At 61.5% G+C, this 17,764-nt stretch carries 15 protein-coding genes; 11 read left to right on the forward strand and 4 right to left on the reverse strand.

Annotation, left to right across the window (positions count from 1 at the left end):
* The first annotated feature begins 188 nt into the window (after positions 1-188).
* Positions 189-383, forward strand: a complete 195-nt coding sequence (locus CH286_RS05445; protein ID WP_094608601.1) for a hypothetical protein — start codon at positions 189-191, stop codon at positions 381-383.
* Between the two features lie 17 nt (positions 384-400).
* Here the strand turns inward: CH286_RS05445 and CH286_RS05450 are convergent, their stop codons facing one another.
* The gene (locus CH286_RS05450) at positions 401-2,023 is read right to left on the reverse strand and encodes a polysaccharide biosynthesis tyrosine autokinase (protein WP_094608602.1); all 1,623 of its coding nucleotides are present in this window, start codon (positions 2,021-2,023) and stop codon (positions 401-403) included.
* Between the two features lie 838 nt (positions 2,024-2,861).
* Here CH286_RS05450 and CH286_RS05455 point away from each other — a divergent pair.
* The gene (locus tag CH286_RS05455) at positions 2,862-3,998 is read left to right on the forward strand and encodes a glycosyltransferase (RefSeq protein WP_094608603.1); all 1,137 of its coding nucleotides are present in this window, start codon (positions 2,862-2,864) and stop codon (positions 3,996-3,998) included.
* On the opposite strand, the gene CH286_RS05460 is transcribed toward CH286_RS05455, so the two are convergent.
* Positions 3,947-4,885 (reverse strand): glycosyltransferase family 2 protein, encoded by a 939-nt coding sequence (locus CH286_RS05460; protein ID WP_094608604.1) that lies wholly within the window; start codon positions 4,883-4,885, stop codon positions 3,947-3,949. The genes CH286_RS05455 and CH286_RS05460 overlap by 52 nt on opposite strands.
* Positions 4,882-5,586 (reverse strand): acyltransferase, encoded by a 705-nt coding sequence (locus CH286_RS05465; protein WP_094608605.1) that lies wholly within the window; start codon positions 5,584-5,586, stop codon positions 4,882-4,884. Before CH286_RS05465 ends, CH286_RS05460 begins: the two co-directional genes overlap by 4 nt.
* A gap of 323 nt (positions 5,587-5,909) precedes the next feature.
* On the opposite strand from CH286_RS05465, the gene CH286_RS05470 reads away from it, so the two are divergent.
* The 9 genes from CH286_RS05470 (at position 5,910) to CH286_RS05505 (ending at position 17,036) form a co-directional block, all read left to right on the forward strand.
* Positions 5,910-8,054 carry an acyltransferase family protein gene (locus CH286_RS05470; RefSeq protein WP_094608606.1) on the forward strand — a complete coding sequence of 715 codons (2,145 nt, stop codon included), beginning with the start codon at positions 5,910-5,912 and terminating at the stop codon, positions 8,052-8,054.
* A 52-nt stretch (positions 8,055-8,106) separates the two neighbouring features.
* On the forward strand, positions 8,107-8,970 hold the full coding sequence (locus CH286_RS05475; RefSeq protein WP_094608607.1) for a TylF/MycF/NovP-related O-methyltransferase: 864 nt from the start codon (positions 8,107-8,109) through the stop codon (positions 8,968-8,970).
* 214 nt (positions 8,971-9,184) lie between these two features.
* On the forward strand, positions 9,185-10,585 hold the full coding sequence (locus tag CH286_RS05480; protein ID WP_094608608.1) for a polysaccharide biosynthesis tyrosine autokinase: 1,401 nt from the start codon (positions 9,185-9,187) through the stop codon (positions 10,583-10,585).
* A gap of 15 nt (positions 10,586-10,600) precedes the next feature.
* Positions 10,601-11,998 (forward strand): O-antigen ligase family protein, encoded by a 1,398-nt coding sequence (locus CH286_RS05485; RefSeq protein ID WP_094608609.1) that lies wholly within the window; start codon positions 10,601-10,603, stop codon positions 11,996-11,998.
* A complete protein-coding gene (locus CH286_RS05490) occupies positions 11,995-13,242 on the forward strand; it encodes a glycosyltransferase family 4 protein (RefSeq protein ID WP_141215802.1) in 1,248 nt (415 codons plus the stop codon). Before CH286_RS05485 ends, CH286_RS05490 begins: the two co-directional genes overlap by 4 nt.
* Complete coding sequence (locus CH286_RS27765) at positions 13,242-14,474, forward strand: hypothetical protein (protein ID WP_176458151.1); 1,233 nt, start codon at positions 13,242-13,244, stop codon at positions 14,472-14,474. Before CH286_RS05490 ends, CH286_RS27765 begins: the two co-directional genes overlap by 1 nt.
* Positions 14,471-15,565: a glycosyltransferase gene (locus tag CH286_RS27770; RefSeq protein WP_176458152.1), complete on the forward strand. Its 1,095-nt coding sequence runs from the start codon at positions 14,471-14,473 to the stop codon at positions 15,563-15,565. The genes CH286_RS27765 and CH286_RS27770 overlap by 4 nt, the downstream gene beginning before the upstream one ends.
* Entirely contained in the window at positions 15,562-16,344 is a 783-nt protein-coding gene (locus tag CH286_RS05500) for a hypothetical protein (protein WP_094608611.1), read from the forward strand. Before CH286_RS27770 ends, CH286_RS05500 begins: the two co-directional genes overlap by 4 nt.
* Positions 16,341-17,036, forward strand: coding sequence for an SGNH/GDSL hydrolase family protein (locus CH286_RS05505; RefSeq protein ID WP_094608612.1), 696 nt, complete (start codon positions 16,341-16,343; stop codon positions 17,034-17,036). Before CH286_RS05500 ends, CH286_RS05505 begins: the two co-directional genes overlap by 4 nt.
* Positions 17,037-17,295: 259 nt before the next feature.
* Here CH286_RS05505 and CH286_RS28405 read toward each other — a convergent pair whose 3' ends face one another.
* Complete coding sequence (locus tag CH286_RS28405) at positions 17,296-17,598, reverse strand: DapH/DapD/GlmU-related protein (protein ID WP_094608613.1); 303 nt, start codon at positions 17,596-17,598, stop codon at positions 17,296-17,298.
* Positions 17,599-17,764 lie beyond the last annotated feature (166 nt).

Here is a 17,764-nt window from a genome sequence, read left to right on the forward strand (position 1 = left end):
GCGACGGGTCGACCCGGTGTGACGTGGAGCTGTCGGCGCGTGAAGCGCGAAAGGGTGCATAACGTTTGTCGAGCACCTCTTCTGAACAGCACATAACGCCTGAAATGTACTGCTGCACCGCATTTTTGGCACAACAAAGCTGTGTAGCTTCGACGATGTAATCAACAAATACACATCAGGAGCTACACATGAGCAAGCCCAAGAAAATCGAACCCAGCATCAGCGACAGGCTCACTGCAGCTATTCAGCTACTGGCCGCAGTCGTCTTGTCAGCGCAGCTTCCCAACGTCTCGACGCCGCTACTCCTGGCGGCGATGACCCTCGCAGGAATTGTCATCGGTGCAAGTGGGCAACCGACGCCGGACTCCTCACGATCGAAGTGAGTCCGACCTTCCACCAACTACTTCCGCAGCCTCGGGTTTTCAGTGCCGTTTCTGGGCAGAGTCTCCGGTCGCTGGGATCGAGGGTAGGTCTCGGGTTCCCGGGTTGCCTCTGCTGTACGCGGGCCGGCAGCAGGAGACGCGGAAGCAGACCGAGGGGATGTCTGTCGTGTCGGCGGAGCAGGCACCGGTGCGGGAGTGGGAGGGGACACCGGCGTCAGTGGGGCAACGGGTGCCTGAGGTGCCGGCGCGGGGACCGGCGGTGTCACTTGCTTGGGCAGGTTGGTGTCGGCGGTGTAATTGTACGAGTAGCTGTACATGTCGCCCTTCTTCGAAGGCGTCAATGCCAGCACCACACCGAGGACGTGCGCTCCAATTGTTTCCAAATTGCCGATGGACCTGGACAATTCGCTGCTCTTGGTATGCCCGTAGCGGGTGACCAAGAGTGCACCGTCGGCATGGGTGGTCAGGACGGCCGAGTCGGTCACCGGCAACAACGGCGCACCATCGACGATGACGTAGTCGAACTTGGAGCGCAGTTCCACCAGCAAGGCGCGAGACGCTTCCGAACCCAGTAGCTCGGACGGGTTCGGCGGGATCGGACCGGACGCCATAGCTTGCAGGCCCTCGTACTTGGTCGGCTGAAGCACCTCGTCCACTTTCGCCTGCCCAGCTAGCACGGTGCTCAGGCCGACCGAACCGATGAGGCCCATGTACTTCGAGATACGCGGACGACGCAGATCGCCCTCGACGAGAACGACGTGGTGGCCGGCTTCGGCAAGTGAGATCGCCAAATTCAGCGCAGTGGTCGTCTTGCCCTCGCTCGGAATCGCACTGGTGACGACAATGACGCGCGGCGGATGATCGACTTCGAGGAACTGAAGGTTGGTGCGGAGCTCACGGAATGCCTCGGCGCTGGCCGATTGGGTGAGGTCCTGGAAATCGACTGCCGGATGCGCCTTGCGTTCCTTGTCGAACGGGATAGTGCCGACGAGAGACTTGCCGGAGATCGACTCGATCTCACGACGGTTCTTGATCGTGTTGTCCAAACGGTCGCGCAAGACCGCCAGTGCGATGCCGAGGAGCAGGCCTACGGCGGCACCCAAGGCGAGGTTGCGCTTGGTCTTGGGGCTGACAGGCGTCGACGAGGCCTCGGCCTGTTGGAAAGTCTTGACACCTGCCGCCGGATCCCCGCCGCTCGCCGGCGTCTCAAGCTCACGCACCTGCTCCGTCAGCTCGGTCGCCATTGCGTTGGCGATGTCGCGGGCCCGCTCAGGCGATGGATCTGTCACAGTCAGATTGAACAAAACGGTGTCGGGGGTCGATGAAGCCTTCACCTTCGAGGCCAACTGCGCCGCGCTCATTCCGCCGAGCGGGAGCACATTCAGGACCCTGGCCGCCAAGGCATCACTGGTAGCCAATTCCGAGTACGAAGCCACAAGCTGCTGAGAAGTCAGGTTGCCCTGGTAAGTCTCGCTCACCGACGCACCACCAGAGGTGGAGACGAACATCCTGGCGCTCGACTCGTAGAGCGGCGTGGTCAGCAGAGAAGCACCCAGGGCCCCAAGGATCGCTACGACCACGGTGACGGCGATGATGATCCACCTCGCCTTCAGGATTCTCAGATAATCCTGTATCTCCATGCTTCGCGCTCCTCGTTCGTTTCGTACAGCTCGCAACGTGTCACTGCGTGGCTCAATCGTTACATAGCTGGTTGCTTTCCGTGCACCGGATGAGCTCGGGGTTGACGCGTGTCAATTCATTCGTTCGATATACGAGCACAACTAAGTTAATTCCCCGTTGTGACGTGTCACCGGGCCAATCGAGCCCAATTCATACGCGCGAACTTCGCTGTTCGGCTCTGTTCCCATAGAACGGTCACGCTTGCCTGTGCAGCGACGATAGACAAGAACACACCCACCACGTCACTCGAAGTGATCCTCGACACCCGTCCGCCTCGAGCACCTGGTCGACCGTAACAAGGACCCGGTTCTCACCAGGAGCAGCGGACACCACAGAACGATGACGCGAACACGCCCGTGCGATGTCGATGAGCAACCTGACTCCGGCACCACTCGCCGCGTGCGCCGCAGATCCGGACCGATCGGCGCGGCCGACGCCTCGCCCCTCGATACAACACGCTCACTCGTAGCGAACCCGCGTTCTTTGCACCATCCCCTGTATCGGTACTTCACGAAACTTGCTGGCGGCCGTAACAAACCGGCCCATTTGCTAAAGCCTCGCATTCGGGGAGTCATCCGGCGTCTTCGCTCTTATTACGGACTCGGTCCTGCATCCAAATCCGATTCCGCGAGGCACTGACTTTTTTTGAAAACTGTTCGCGTTCCGAACTATTCACTACACTCACTTACTGAGACGACAAAGCACTTGTTGTATAACATCGCGTTCGACAGCGCATTTATCGATCGTGCACGGAGGTCGGCGAGCGCACAGCACATCACTTTCCGGTGGGGGCCAGGCATGACTCGTACGGTCGCAATTATCGGCACGCGCGGATATCCGAGTTTCTACGGTGGATTCGAGACCCTGGTTCGGCATCTCGCGCCCTACCTGGCAGATCATGGGTGGAATGTCGTGGTCTACGGCAGACGCACTGCACTCAGCTCCAATCCAGCAGATATGGATCCGCGGGTGCGGTCGGTCGTCACACCCGGTTTCGACAGCAAATCCGCGAGCACACTCACCTATGGTGCTACGTCCTCGCTTCATGCCCTGGTCACGAAACCCGATGCGGCACTCGTGATGAACGTCGCGAACGGCTTCTGGTTGCCATTCCTTCGTCTCCGCAATATTCCTACGTTGGTCAACGTCGACGGCATCGAGTGGGAACGCGAGAAATGGGGCCGGATCGCCAAGACGATCTTCGCCATCGGCGGACGCGCGACTGCGCAGCATGCCACTACTCTGATCTATGACTCCCGCGAATTGGGCGCTCGATGGGAGGAACTCTCCGGCAGAACGGGGGTGTTCATTCCGTACGGTGGTGACCCTCGAACCGGAGATGACCCACCCGAAGGGCTCGGTCGACGCAAGTACGTGCTGATGGTCGCGCGATTCGTACCCGAGAACACGATCACCGCCTTTCTCGATGCGGCCGAGAAGCTCAGCGACCGTTGGAATGTGGTCATCGTCGGTTCATCCGGATACGGCGGCGAATTCGACAACCGCGTGGCCGCGCTCGCGGCGGAGAAGCCCAACGTGCGGTGGTACGGGCATCTCAGCGACGACGACACATTGTTCTCACTGTGGGAGAACGCCGGTGCATATTTTCACGGCCACAGTGTGGGCGGCACCAATCCTGCCCTGGTGCAGGCCATGGCATGCGGCGCACCGGTGGTGGCTCGAGACACCGTCTACAACCGCGAAGTTCTCGGCGAAGGAGCACTTTTTGTCGAACCGACGCCGCACAGCATCGCCGCCGGTATCGAAACCTTGCTCAACGACTCCGAACTACAGCAGAAGTTCAGCACCGTCTCGACCCAACGCGCTCACGACCTTTACACGTGGGAGCGGGTCTGCGCCGATTACGACAGCGCGTTACGCAGTCATCTGCCGTCGGAAGAAGTAGTCAGCGAACCGAAGACCGCGCGGGAGTGATGCGCGAACTCACGAGCCGAACGACTGTATCCGCCAGCAGGATTCCGCAGAGATTGCACCTGGAACACCAGTGCCCGAAACGCGAGACCGGCACCAACCACCAGGCCCCACCACAACCGCTGCAGTCCTGACCGGGCCAGATCGGCGCGGTAGAACTCGTAGAGGTTGAGCACCCAGGCAGAGTTCGTCTTGGTCATGGTGTTGCTACTGCTGCCCACCAGGTGTCGTGCCCGGGCGCGAGGCTGAATCAATACCGCACCACCACTGCGGCCTACCCTCCAACAGAACTCGATGTCCTCGGCGTACATGAACCAGCGTTCACTCAGTCCGCCGACTCGACGCCAGGTCTCGGCGTCGACCATCAGACAGGCACCGGTGACCCAGTCGACGGCCACGAGATCGTCGCCGATATCGGACGGCAGCAGGTAGTGGCCTTGCAATCCGCGTCTGCCACGGGCAAGCCTGGAGAGCCCGAAGTAGTGCGAGGCCATCGCCCACGCGGTGGGCATCCGGCCGGCCGCGGCCACTCGCACATCGTCGGTACGAATGAGCGGAGCAACGATTCCGCCGTGCGTGGATGCCACGGTCTCGGCGAGGATCCGCACGTCTGCGGCCGAGATGACGGCATCGGGGTTGAGCAGCATGATGTTTCGGCCGGTGGCCTGCGCGGCGGCTTTGTTCACTCCACCCGCAAAGCCCAGGTTCAGGTCCCCGGCGGTCACTGAACAATGCGGAAAAGTCTCTTCGATCAGAGTCACGGTCTCGTCGGACGAGGCGTTGTCGTAGACGATGACCTCGTGGTCCGAACCCAACGCCGACAGGCAATCACCGATAACGTGCGAGCTGTTGTAGGTGACGATCAGAACGGAGACATCCGGCCGACTCATCCGGCAGTGTGCTCCCTCGCCTTTATCAGCTTGGCCGGCACCCCTCCCACGATCGTGTACGGAGCCACATCTTTCGTAACCACAGACCCGGAGCCAACGATTGCCCCCTCACCGATGGTCACTCCCCGGGTGACGACGGAGCCGGCGCCGATCCAGGTGTCCGCGCCGATCACCGTGGGGCTACGGATGCATCCCTGACGGTTCATCGGCACGGACATATCGGCAAACTCGTGGTCTTCGCTGAAGATCGATACGTGGGGCCCGATCATCGCGTTGTCCCCGATGGTGATGCCGCCCTGCCCCCAGATCACGTTGTACATTCCCACAGCCACGCCTTCACCGATCACCACGCCCACGCCGGGCTCCGAGATCACTCCGGATCCGTTGATCGACGATCCGCGGCCAACCGTGGTGCGATCTCCGATCGTGATTCCGTGTGCTGAGTGCGCGTCGATCGCAACCCCGTCGCCGAACACGACGCCGGTGCCGACATGAAGCTTGGCCGCGTTACGTACCTTGACACCGCGACCACGGAAGTGCACCGCGGGCCCCTTTACGTACGGCAGCCCCAGAATCTGGCCTCGTAGAGCTTGCGCCACTCGATCGAGGATGAAGCTCATCAATGTTCCGGCTGGAATGTCGTCGGGCATATGCCGGTGACGCAGTCGCCAATAGATCCTGTCGATCAACGTGTGCAGCATGACGCACTCCCTCGAGTCGCAACCGATGCGCTCACGGTAGCGCCCCGCCCATCGATCGGCATCCCGATCGAGAGCTTTACGCGTGGCGAACAATACTGCACCGCAACGGAAACCGTTCTCGACTGCCAGGAATAAGTCCCCAAACAATCACCGGGATGGCTACGGGAGCATTCACCCGACCATCGAAAAGGCAATGAGACGAGTATTCGTCAATTCGTCGAAATGAATCGATTTCTTACCGCGAAAATGCGCACCGATTGGGACTATCATTCGCGACATCAGCCGGGTATTCCGGTATCGCGCAATCACATCGGGGATCGTAGATGACTCTGCTCGAGAGGAGAGCCGACTCCACGTCGGCCGCTGCGCCACCACCGGAAGTTGCCGCTGCACCCGGGAAGTCGAACGATTTCGGGTTCCTCCTCGATATTCAGGGTTTGCGGATGATCGCGGTGGCATCGGTCGTCTTGCAGCATGTCTTCCAGTGGCCGGAGGGTGGGTACGTCGGTGTCGACATGTTCTTCGTCATCTCGGGCTTCCTCATCACCAGCCTGCTGCTGCGGGAGGGCGTGCGTTACGGGCGCGTATCCATCGCGGACTTCTATCGACGACGAGCCCGTCGCATCCTGCCGATGGCGTTGTTGGTCATCGGTGCCACCGTCACCGCGTCGTATGTACTGGTGCTCACAAGCAGGTTCGAGTCCATCGCCGTCGACAGCTGGTGGTCGGCCGCATTCGCGATGAACTGGCACCTGGTTTCCGTGGGCGCGGACTACTTCCAGACGGCGTTGCCGCCCTCACCGCTGCAGCATTACTGGTCACTCGCCGTCGAAGAACAGTTCTACGTGGTCTGGCCGCTGCTGATGGCGGGGCTGCTGTTCGTTGCAACGCGGTGGCGAAAGAACCTACCGTTGCGGCCTCTCGTGGCCGCCTTTGCTTGTGTCGCCATTGCCGTCTCGTTCCTGTGGGCCATGAGCGAGAGCGTTGCGAGCCCGACGGCAGCGTACTTCTCCACGTTCAGCCGCATCTGGCAGTTGGCCGCTGGTGCGCTACTGGCTGCGATGGCTCCACTGTTCCTCGGTACGCCGGCGTGGTTGCGGTCTCTCATTGCCGTCACGGGACTCGTCGGTATCTCGTACGGCGTGCTGGTTGCAGGTGTTGCAATCCCCGCCCCCTCTGGCGCGATTCCGGTGATTGCGACGTGCTTGGTCATCGCAGCGGGAATCGGCTCCTCGGGGTTGGCAGTCACGCGGCCGCTCCGCCTGCGGCCGGTCGTCTACATCGGCACAATCTCGTATTCGTTGTATCTGTGGCACTGGCCGCTGGTCGTACTGCTCCTGACAGTCCTCGACGTCGGCATCACGTATTACGTCACTGTGATCGTAGGGACGATCGTCTTGTCCATCGCGTCGTACCACCTGGTGGAGAAGGCCGTGCTCGACTCGAATTTCCTCGCGCCCCGCTCTCGGCACCGTGGGCACCGGCCGGCTTCGGCCGAGAGCCGCGATGGGCAGCGAGTGTTCGTCGGCGCTTTAGGTGCGGTGATGGTCTTTCTGCTGGTCGCGCTGTTCAATCAGCCGAGCGTCGTACTGCCGGACGAGGGGCCGAAGCCGGTCCTCGCCGCGGCGGCCGTGGGGCAGACTCAGGATCCGTTGGAGGCTGCGATCCGGGAGTCGCTCGCTGCCAAGTCCTTTCCCGCGACGAGTCCGCCGTTGGATGATGTCGACAGCGGTAAGCCCGTCGAGATGACACCGGAGGCCGGTTGCCTGGATCCGCCGGAACTCAGTCTCGACATCTGCAATTACGGGGACGCGGATGCACCGCAGTCGGCCATCGTCGTCGGTGATTCCTTCTCTGCGGCGTGGTTGCATCCCATCGTCGGGGCATTGGTACCCAATGGTTTTCGCGTGCACGGAATGGCCCTGAACAACTGCCCGTTCATTGATTCCGACGTGACCATCGGCGTGGCTCAGGATGCGACCGATCGATGCAATGCGAGTCGCGATGCGATGGTCGATCAGATCATCACCGCTCGCCCCAACATGGTGGTGATGATCGACATGGAATACGGGATTCAACGAACGGTGAACAGCGAGGGCTCTGTGCGGGCGTGGACCACTGCACGCACCGACATCATCGCCCGTATTGCGCCCAGCGGTGCGGCCGTCGTCATCCTTACTCCGAATCCCCTCGGAAAAGCCGCCACAGAATGCGCGGGGAGGCTGTCGGTGCCATCCAACTGCATCAGCACCATATCGGAGAACTGGCTCAAAAAACGTAGTGCAGACGAAGCCGCCGCGAAGCAGACGGGTGCAACGTTCATCGATACCAGTTCCTGGTTCTGCTATCGCAATAACTGCCCGTTGTTCGTGTCGGGCATCGTTATCAGTTGGGATACCGGGCATATCACCCGGCAATACGGCGAATACTTGATACCGCGCGTCCAAGAAGCTCTGCTGCCGGCATGAGTGGCAAGCACATCACAAGGCGCACCGTCTCTTTCGTTGCTAGTGTGTGCCGATGATCAGCGATCAGACGAACTCGAACGAGGTTCGACGGTTGTATCTGAACATCGTCAAACGGTCGCTGACCGGTGCCCTCGCCGAGGACAACGACTCGGTGTTGGGTGGGGTCCGGTGGCAGGGCAATCCCTCACTCACCAAACGCCTGGCCAGTAGATTCGCCGCAGCCGCGGCGAAGTTCGACATCGAGATAGCGATAAAGAAGCCATACGACGAGCACCATCGCGCCGTCGGCTTGGACTGGCCGTCGCGAGCCGAGTCGATGATAGGCTTGGCTCGGATGACGAACATCGAAGAATGTATCGCCACCGTCGTGTCCGAAAGCGTCCCCGGCGATCTCATCGAGACCGGGGTCTGGCGGGGCGGGGCATCGATCTTCATGAAGGCCAACCTCGTTGCCTGGGGTGACGAAAACAGAACAGTCTGGGTCGCAGACTCGTTCGAGGGGCTGCCGCCACCTGATCCCACCAGATTTCCGGCGGACGCGGGGGACAGAAATCACGAGCTCGGCGGTCTCGCGGTAGGAACGCGGACAGTGCAGCACAACTTCGAGCGTTACGGCCTCCTGGACGAGAGAGTGCAGTTCCTCGTGGGGTGGTTCAAGGACACACTTCCAACCGCCCCCATCGAGTCGCTGGCGCTGATGCGACTGGACGGCGACATGTACGAATCGACCATTCAGGCTCTGGAATCGCTTTACCCCAAACTCTCCCCCGGAGGGTTCTGCATCATCGACGATTACGGCAGCCACTCCTCGCAAGCGGGGCAGGCGGTGCGCGATTATCGACTGGCCCATTCCATCGACGAGGCAATTGTCGACATCGACGGTTCCGGAGCATTCTGGCGTCGGGCACCGATCTAATTCGCACCGCTCAACACCTAACGGCGGTAGGTTTCGATTCGACAAACCGTTACGAAGAATGTTTCGCCTCAGTAGCTTTCGTCGCTAGCGAACGTAACGGGTTCGGTCGAGTGGATACTCCCCCAATTCCATCCCCTGCCAGTAGATTGATGGACGATGACATTCGAACGACCGCTGATGCCGCACAGATCCACCCTGCCGAGGAGGTAGCCGCGTGTTGATTCGCGAGTATGCGGCTGCGCTCAAGGCTCGATGGCTGATCATCGTGGCGACAACGATCGTCGGAACCACTGCGGCCGTGCTGTTCTCGCTTCTGTCCACGCCTGCCTATCAGGCCACCACTCGCTTCTTCGTCTCGACCACCGCTATCACCGCCAGTGACGTTTATCAGAGCAATCTGGCCTCGCAGCAGCGCGTCGTCTCCTACGCCGAACTTCTCACCGGACGCACGCTGGCGCAGCGGGTTGTCGATCAGTTGTCCCTACCCATCGGCGCGGACGCACTCAGTGCGCAGATCGAGGCAACGTCCACACCCAATTCGGTATTGCTGGACGCGTCGGTGCTCGATACATCCCCGCTGCGGGCCCGCGACATCGCCAACGCACTCGGAGAGCAATTCCCCGCACTCGTCAGCGAGTTGGAGACACCGGCCGACGGTGGGACTGCGTCCGCGTCCGTCGCCGTAGCCGAAGCCGCCGAGACCCCTACGGCACCGGTGACACCGAAGAAGCTGCGCAACGTGATTCTGGGCATGACGATCGGGCTATTGGTCGGCATCGCCGGAGCTCTCGTTCGGGACAGGCTAGACAACACCGTGAAGAAAGTCGGTGAACTACAGGAGCTGACCGACAGCGTGTTGGTGGGCACCATCCCGTACGCCAAGAAAGTGCGCGACACCGCAGCCATCGATTTCGGCCGGTCCACTGCCCCCGTTGCCGAGGCGTACCGGGAACTACGCATGAATCTGAAGTTTCTCGCCGTCGACAACCCCCCACGCCTACTCTTGATCACTAGTTCCATTGCTGGAGAGGGCAAATCGGTCACCGCCGTCAATCTGGCACTGTCTCTGGCCGAGGTGGGCAACAGGGTGGTTCTGGTGGACGCCGATCTGCGACGGCCACGAATCTCGGAGTATCTCGACATCGTCGGATCGGTGGGAGTCAGCTCGGTCCTCGCGCACGAGGCCACGGTGGACGAGGTCATCCAGACCACCACATTCAACAATCTGTGGGCTCTGGGCGCGGGGCCCGCACCACCCAACCCGAGCGAACTGCTCGGAAGTGCTGCTGCGCAATCACTCCTGCATGAGCTCAGGCGCGCATTCGATTACGTAGTGGTCGATTCCCCTCCGGTGCTACCGGTCACCGATGCCGCAACACTGGCCACCCAGTGTGACGGCACGATCCTGGTCACTCGCTACGGTTTCACTCGACGCGACGAGGTGAGCAGGGCCGCGGCCAATCTGGAGACGATCGGCGCGCCACTTCTCGGGGTCGTCATGTCGGTGGTGCCGACGTCGAAGAAGTCCGAGTACCGCTACGGATACGACTTCGAGTCGGGCCGTACCCCGGCCCGAGTTCCAACACCACCGACCATCAGCACCAACCGGCACTGATCGGATTTGTGGGACGTGCGTCCGCATATCGGTGGTCGATGGATCAGTGGTAAACCCAGTGCGTCCACGACAGAATTGTGCGGACTGATCGCGTTCGCCGCCGCGGCGGTGTTCGTCGCGTTGGCTGCGCCGTTGGTGGCCATCGTTGCGGTCTGCGTGACAGCGGCAGCCGTCGCGGCGATACTGTCGATCCGAAGTATCCGGTGGGCTTGGAGCATCTACTTTTTTGCGCTGTGCGCCAACGGCCTGCAGGTCACGGTCGGCGGTTTCACCCTCCGACCCGAATACCTCGCAACGCCGTTGTTCCTCGTCGCGCTTCATGCCTACGCGGGTCGCGAACCCGGGGCCAGAACTCGATCTCCATTCGCAGTGGGCTTGATCATCGGCTCGGTAGGGGTGGTGGCCGTGGGACTCACCTCCAGTGTGTTGTTCGCGCCCGACACCGCAGCAAGCCTGCGCATGGCGGTGCAGTTGATCACGGCACTGATCGTGGTGGTGCCCATGACGCAGGTGGCACTCGACCACGGATTTGTGGTGCGCTCGGGTACCGCAATCCTGTCGACGATCTCGGCTTTCAGTGTGCTGAGCTTCCTCATCGACCCGAGTACCCGGGTCGACGGCCTCGCCTTCGAGTACAACATCATGGGGTGCCTGTGTGCCGGGTGGATCGGTGTCATCTACTTTTTCGCAGACGACCGAACCGTTGTGACCCCACGGGTGCTGCTGCTGGCCGCTCCCATCCCCGTCGCACTCGTCCTCACCTCCACGCGCGCGGCGTGGATCGCGCTCGCAATCATCGCCGTCTGTGTGATGGGCAGAAGTGCGAGAACCTACCCGGTGACCATCGTCAGCTCATTGCTGGCTTTCACGGTCGGGCTCGCGTATCTACACGACGTCTACTACCGCGTGGGCGACACGGACACGTTCCTGTGGCGGGTGGTCCACGTCATCGATACCGAAAGTGGCACCGGGGCATATCGACTGCAGCTGTGGAACACGGCAATCGACCAGATTGCCTCCCGTGACTGGAGCGCAGCGATCGGGACCGGGTTCAACTCGTTCTCACAGTTCAATCCAGTCGACCCTACCAACGTCGGTGCCGCATATCTGAGTTCGATGTGGTTGACGCTGATCTACGATGTCGGGTTCTTCGGGTTCGCCTTTTTCGTCGTGCTCGCGGTGAGCCTGTTTCTCGGTGTGCGGCAGAAGAAGCACGCCCTCCCCCTGTTTGTGGCACTGGCCATCTGCACGTCGGTGACCAACGTGATCTGGTTCGCGTTTCCGTGGGTGTTCATGGCCCTTACGGTTACGGCGCGACGAAAGGAGTCGAGCTCCCCGCCGAGCGGGACCGACGGCCGCGGGCCGAGCCGTCCTCGGCAACGCCGACGGCACCGAGTGTCGGTGATCGCGTGAACGACCGTAGACACGCGATAGTGCTGTCCTCCTTCACTGTTCACCCGGATATGCCCAGCGAACCCGGTATCGGCTGGCAGTTCCTCATCGCCACACTCGAGCATGCTCGAACGGTAGGCGCGACGGTAATCTTGGTGACGATGCGTCGTTCGGCCCAGGCGTGTTCCGGGCGGATCCCCGCCGAGCTCGAGCAGCACCTCGAGATCGTCACCGTCGGGATCCCCCTGGCTCCGCCGTTCTTTCGATGGCACTATCCACGGTTCACCCGTATCGAACACGAACTGTGGGTTCGATTGGCCGTCAAGCACATCCGTGAGATCGATCGAACGTACTCGGTTGTCTATGCACACCACGTCACATTCGCCTCGGAGATTCTGTCGACGCCGATCACCAGAATGTCGCCGAGCACCTACAAGGTCTGGGGCCCGATCGGCGCGGGCGGCGTCGCCGAGGTGTTCGCCATCTCCCCTACCTCACCTGCCTCACGGAGGCAATGGTTTCTGCAGACGGCGCGCGATCAGCTGGCCTCGATCCCGGCAAAACATATCGCTCGTCGATGCAACTTGGTACTTGCACAAAACGGAGCGATGGAAGCGACTGTCGCACAGACAGATACCAGATGCCGACGGTTCCCCAACGTCGTCGTCGATCTCCCGACTACTCGGCCTGTTCGGACCGAGCACGACGGCATCGTGATCCTGGTCGTCGGGCATCTCATCACTCGCAAGCGCCAGGAGTTGGCGATCGAGGCGTTGGCGTCGAGCAGGTTGCAGCATGCCCACCTCCACATCGTGGGCTTCGACAGCACGAGCCGCGGGGCGTATCTGCATCGACGCGCGAAGACGCTTGGCGTGCAGGATCGAGTGACCTTTCATGGATCGCTCGACCGCGCAGCGGTGTTGAACATGATGGTCCAGTCGGATGTGTTGATGCATCCCTCGGGACGGGAAGGTGCGAGCGGCGTCGTGGGCGAAGCGGCGGCGTGTGGACTACCGGTGGTGTGTTTCGAGCGGACCGGAGCAAGTTCTGTGCTCGAGGATTCCCGTACATCCGGGGTAGTGCTTCCGGCCGATTCGGCGACTACCCGGGACATGATGGCGGAAGCCATCGTTCGCGCGTCGACCATGCAGCGCATCAGCACGACGCAGTGGACGAAGCAACGGTTCGTCGACCTCGCTGCGCAGCTCTACGCCGAAGGCCTTGCGTTCGATGCTGCGCTTCCCGGCCGGGCGGGTCGGCCGTGATGACCACCAGTGCCGACGTAGAGAACTCGTCCGTCACTCGGGCGAGCGTGCTGATCCGCACTCTGGATCAAGGCCTGTGGTCCCTCGGCTTCTTCGTCTTCAACGTCACGGCCGGTGTGTCGTTGACGGTGAGCGAGTTCGCATCGCTGTCGGTGGGTGCCGCACTGGGTTTCATCGCCGTGGGCACCTCCCGGGCGTGGGGGATCTATGCACCGATAGTGGACGCGGCGAAGATCGGAGTGCGTCCGGAAGACTCCATCGACCGGTGGTCGAGCTGGCGGGGCACCATTGCCTTCGCGACCGTCGTCGCCATTGCCTCGTTCCTATGGATCGGCCGCGGCGGCGAGTGGGGATATGCCGCCGCGGTGGCCGCGTTGGCTGCGACGATGGTGATCTCCGATCTGCCGCGTCAGGTCCTCATCATCCGAGGCAGCTACTCCCGCGCGGCACTGCTGGCGGCGCTCTATGCCCTTGGCGCGCTGGTCGCTGCCGGTGCGCTTGCGCTCGGTGTCGACAACACCGCGCTGCTGCCGATCTGGTTCAGCACCTTGCTGATCGTGCTCGCGGCCGGGCTCGTCCTCTGCGGCACGTCCACCTCCACCACCAAGTCCGATTCCCACTTCTCCATCGCATGGCGGATCACCGCAGAGGCCATCTACCTCGGGTTCGGAAGCCAGATCGCCACCCTGCTGCTGTATCTGATCCAGGACGACACCGCCACTGCCGGTATTCGGTTCGCCTATTCGCTCGTGTTCGCACCGGCGTTCGTCATCATCCAGAGCATCCAGCCGTTGATCTTCAAGCAATTCGCCACCCTCAGTGCGCAGGGCACGCGCGCAGTTCTGGCGGTCTCGGTGCGGTGGAACATCGCGGTGGCTCTCGGCCTCGGCGCGTGCGGGCTGGTGGGGTACACGGCGCTCTCGACGGTGTTCTCCGACATCGGTCCCGCCACCGCGCTGCCGTACGTGGTTCCCGTGGGCTTGGCGATCCTGTCTGCACAGACTTTCGAGGTGGCGCTGATGGCCACCCGGTTCTTTGTCGGTCCCGTCTTCACGCATCGAGCGCGCCTGGCCTCGGTGCTCATCGATGTGGGGAGCCAAACGATCGGCGTATTCGTCGGCGGTGCAGCCGGTTTGGTCTGGACGCTGATAGTCCTGAGCGCGCTACGCATCACGGTATCGGTGGCGATGCTCGTCGTACTGCCACGACGCGACAGAACGGAGACGTCATGAGGGTCTTGTTCGACGGGTACTACTGGTTCGGCGGTCCGCCCGCCGGCATCGTCATCACACACGAGAAGATCGCAGCGTGGCGACGCGAGTTTCCCGACGATGCGCTCACCGTGGCGCTGCGACGACGCCCTACACCGGCAGAGGCCTCGGACCTGGAACGACAGGGGTTGCGGTGGATCCGCACGTACCTGCCGACGCAGCCGCTGAAGAACATGATGGAGCTTTCGCTTCGAGTACGTCTCGGCCCGTACGACATGGCGTGGGGTTCGAATTATTCTCCGCTGCTGGGAAAATCGGCCGTCTTCGTGCATGACGCACTGTTCCAGTCCAACCCCGAGTGGTTCACCACGATCGAGCGCATCTATCTCTCCCCCATCATGATCGCCGCACGCGCGGCGAGCGTGTTGTTCGTCAGCAGTGAAACCGAGGCGGCTCGCATCGTTCAGCACAACCCGCGCCTGGTACCGACAGCCGTCACCGGCTTCGGCATTTCTCACGCGCTGCTCGACGCGAATCCCGAACCACCTCCGGCTCTCGACCTTCGGCCCGGCTCCTTCGTGCTGTCCGTAGGGCGGTTGAATACGCGAAAGAATTTAGCGACAACGCTATCCGCTGCTGTGCATTCAGGAGCGATCTCAGCGAGCCGCCCGTTCGTGGTGGTGGGTCCGGCAAACGGCAAGGCCGACCAGCTCGAGCGGCGGGTACTCGCGGCTATCGACGACGGCTCGATTCGCTACACCGGGTTCGTCGAGACCGAGCACCTGGCGTGGCTGTATCGCAATACCGCTCTGTTCGTGTACCTCTCGCTGAACGAGGGCTATGGGCTACCCCCGCTCGAGGCGCTGCGTCTCGGCGCACCCGTGCTGGTGAGCGAACGGCCGATCTTCAGAGAGCTGCTCCGTGAGTCGGTACGGTACTGCGATCCCACCGACATCGACGCAGTGGCGCAGGCCATGAAGCTCAGCCTGTCCGATGGTCGACTCCCACTCGCGTCTGACTTCGAGTTTCCGTCGTGGGAGCACATGGTCCACACCATGCGTGGCGCGATGACCGAAACGAAAGGCAAGTCCCGTAGGCGGTTGACGTCGTGACGCGGTGGCGCTTGGCTGCCGCCGCGATTGTGGTGACGCTGGTAGCCGCGACGGGCTGCAGCAGTACATCGGACACTTATCGACCGGTCACGGCCACAACGACCGATTCCGTTGGGCAGCAACCACTGTCCAATAAGTTGGCCGCATCGGACGATCCTGTCGACATTCTGCTCATCGGCGACGGCACGGGTATCTCGCTCGGTAGCTGGGTGTTCCTGACCATGCAGAGCCTGGCGCAGGAGTACGGCCGGCCTGCTGTGATCCATGAGTGGGATGTTCTCGCGGGCGCGGGGTACGTCGACCCGCCGATATCGGTGGCCGATGGCATCGGCACGCCTATTTCTCTGTGGAACGCATCTGTGTCACGCAACGTCGAGTTTCTGACCAACGCTCTTCCCCAGAATCGTCCACCATCGGATATCGATGTGGTGTTGGTGAGCAACGGTCTCGACATGGGCCCTCGCACCCTCGCTGCCGAGTCCGTTCCCCTGCTGCGCACACTTGCCGAGACGTACTCGCAGGCGTCTGTGGTCGCGGTACTCCAACCGGCACCTCGGAAGCCCGAAGAGCTCGGCATGCTGGTGAAGGCCAACGTTCACGATCTGGAGGTCTCCGCCCGGAAGAACAACTTCCAGGTCATCAACGCGGCGACGACAGTAAATGGAGCGGAGGGAACTTACGACGGCGAGAGTCGGTACCCGAACCCCGAGGGATACCGCCTTTGGTCCGTCTCCGTCACCGATGCCCTCATCGCAAACATCAGTGTCCCTGCACCATGAGGGCGCGGCGGACGGTACTTGTCTATCTCGCGGTCTCGGTGCTTTTCGTGGCGTTCAGCGGAATCGTTGGTTGGCAGATCGGCTCGCGGTCCGACCCCCCGCTGGCAGAACCCGCGACCGCACCCGCACGAACCATCCCGGATTCGGTACCGGTGGTTGCTTTCCTGGGGGACTCATACAGTCAGGGCATCGGTGCGTCCACGAACGGGAAGCGATGGACCACGCTGGTCTCGGCGGCGATGGGGTGGTCGGAGCTGAATCTCGCGGAGGGCGGATCTGGGTACACCACGTCCTACCTCGGCCAGAAAACCGACTACAGCATCAAGTTGGATGTGATTGCCGCAGCGCAGCCGGACATCGTCGTTGTGTCCGGTGGACGCAACGACTACGAGGCCGGCACCGCCGGCATAACCGGAGCGGTTGCTTCGTCGCTGTTCGCAGCCGTAAAGGCGGCGGCACCGAATACGGAGGTGATAGTCACTAGCCCGATCTGGGATTCAACCGAACCCCCGGCCGATTTCGCAACTCTAATCGACGGAGTGAAATCAGCAGCAGCGCAGGCGAATGCCCTTTACCTAGACATAGGCGAGCCACTGGCCGATCATCCGGACATGATCGACCCCGACGGCCTGCATCCCAACGACGCGGGTCACCGAACGATAGCGGGCGCGGCCCTCGATGCTCTCCTGTGATTTCAGGAACGCCCATCGACTCGATGGCTGTTCGTCCGCCCGAGAATGCCGGCCAGCTAGCGACGATAGCTCCGACTAGAGCTAGTAGCGCCTAACACAATCAGTTCAGTGTCCACACTGCACCAGGACTCCAACTAGTCGAACGGACGGGGGCACAACGTGTATGCGAATCGTGACTGGATGACCGAAACGACCGCAGGAATGGCGAAAATTACGCCGACTGCCAAAACGACACCCAGCGCCATAGTCGGCAAAATGCTCAATCACAGTCCGGGAAAGTAGGTCGTTTAACGATATCAACTGCTTTAGGACCGACCATCTTTGCGCCCGGTCGAACATCTTCGGTCACAACCGCATGCGCGCCAATAACGGCCCCCGTACCGATTACAATCGGACGCCCCCTCGAACCAGCCACGTAAGCATGAGCACCTATAGTTACATTATCTTCGATTATCACCCTTAATGGCGAGCCTGGCACATTAGAAGACGCGCCGAAGGTAACACCGTGACCAATAGTTACTCCCACCCCAATGGTCGAATTGGGGTGAATAACCGTGCCCATACCGCGATGCCAAAGTGTTACCTCTGAATATAATTCACATTCAGGTGGAAGAACCGCATGAAAGACAAGAAAGTTAAAGACCTTTATGGCTTTGGCTGAGATCGTCCAACCACGTTGATGCAACCGGCACGAAAGGTACCAAAGACTACCGGGATTCAAACCGTCC

The organism is Rhodococcus sp. WWJCD1, assembly GCF_002258735.1.
GTDB lineage: Bacteria > Actinomycetota > Actinomycetes > Mycobacteriales > Mycobacteriaceae > Rhodococcoides.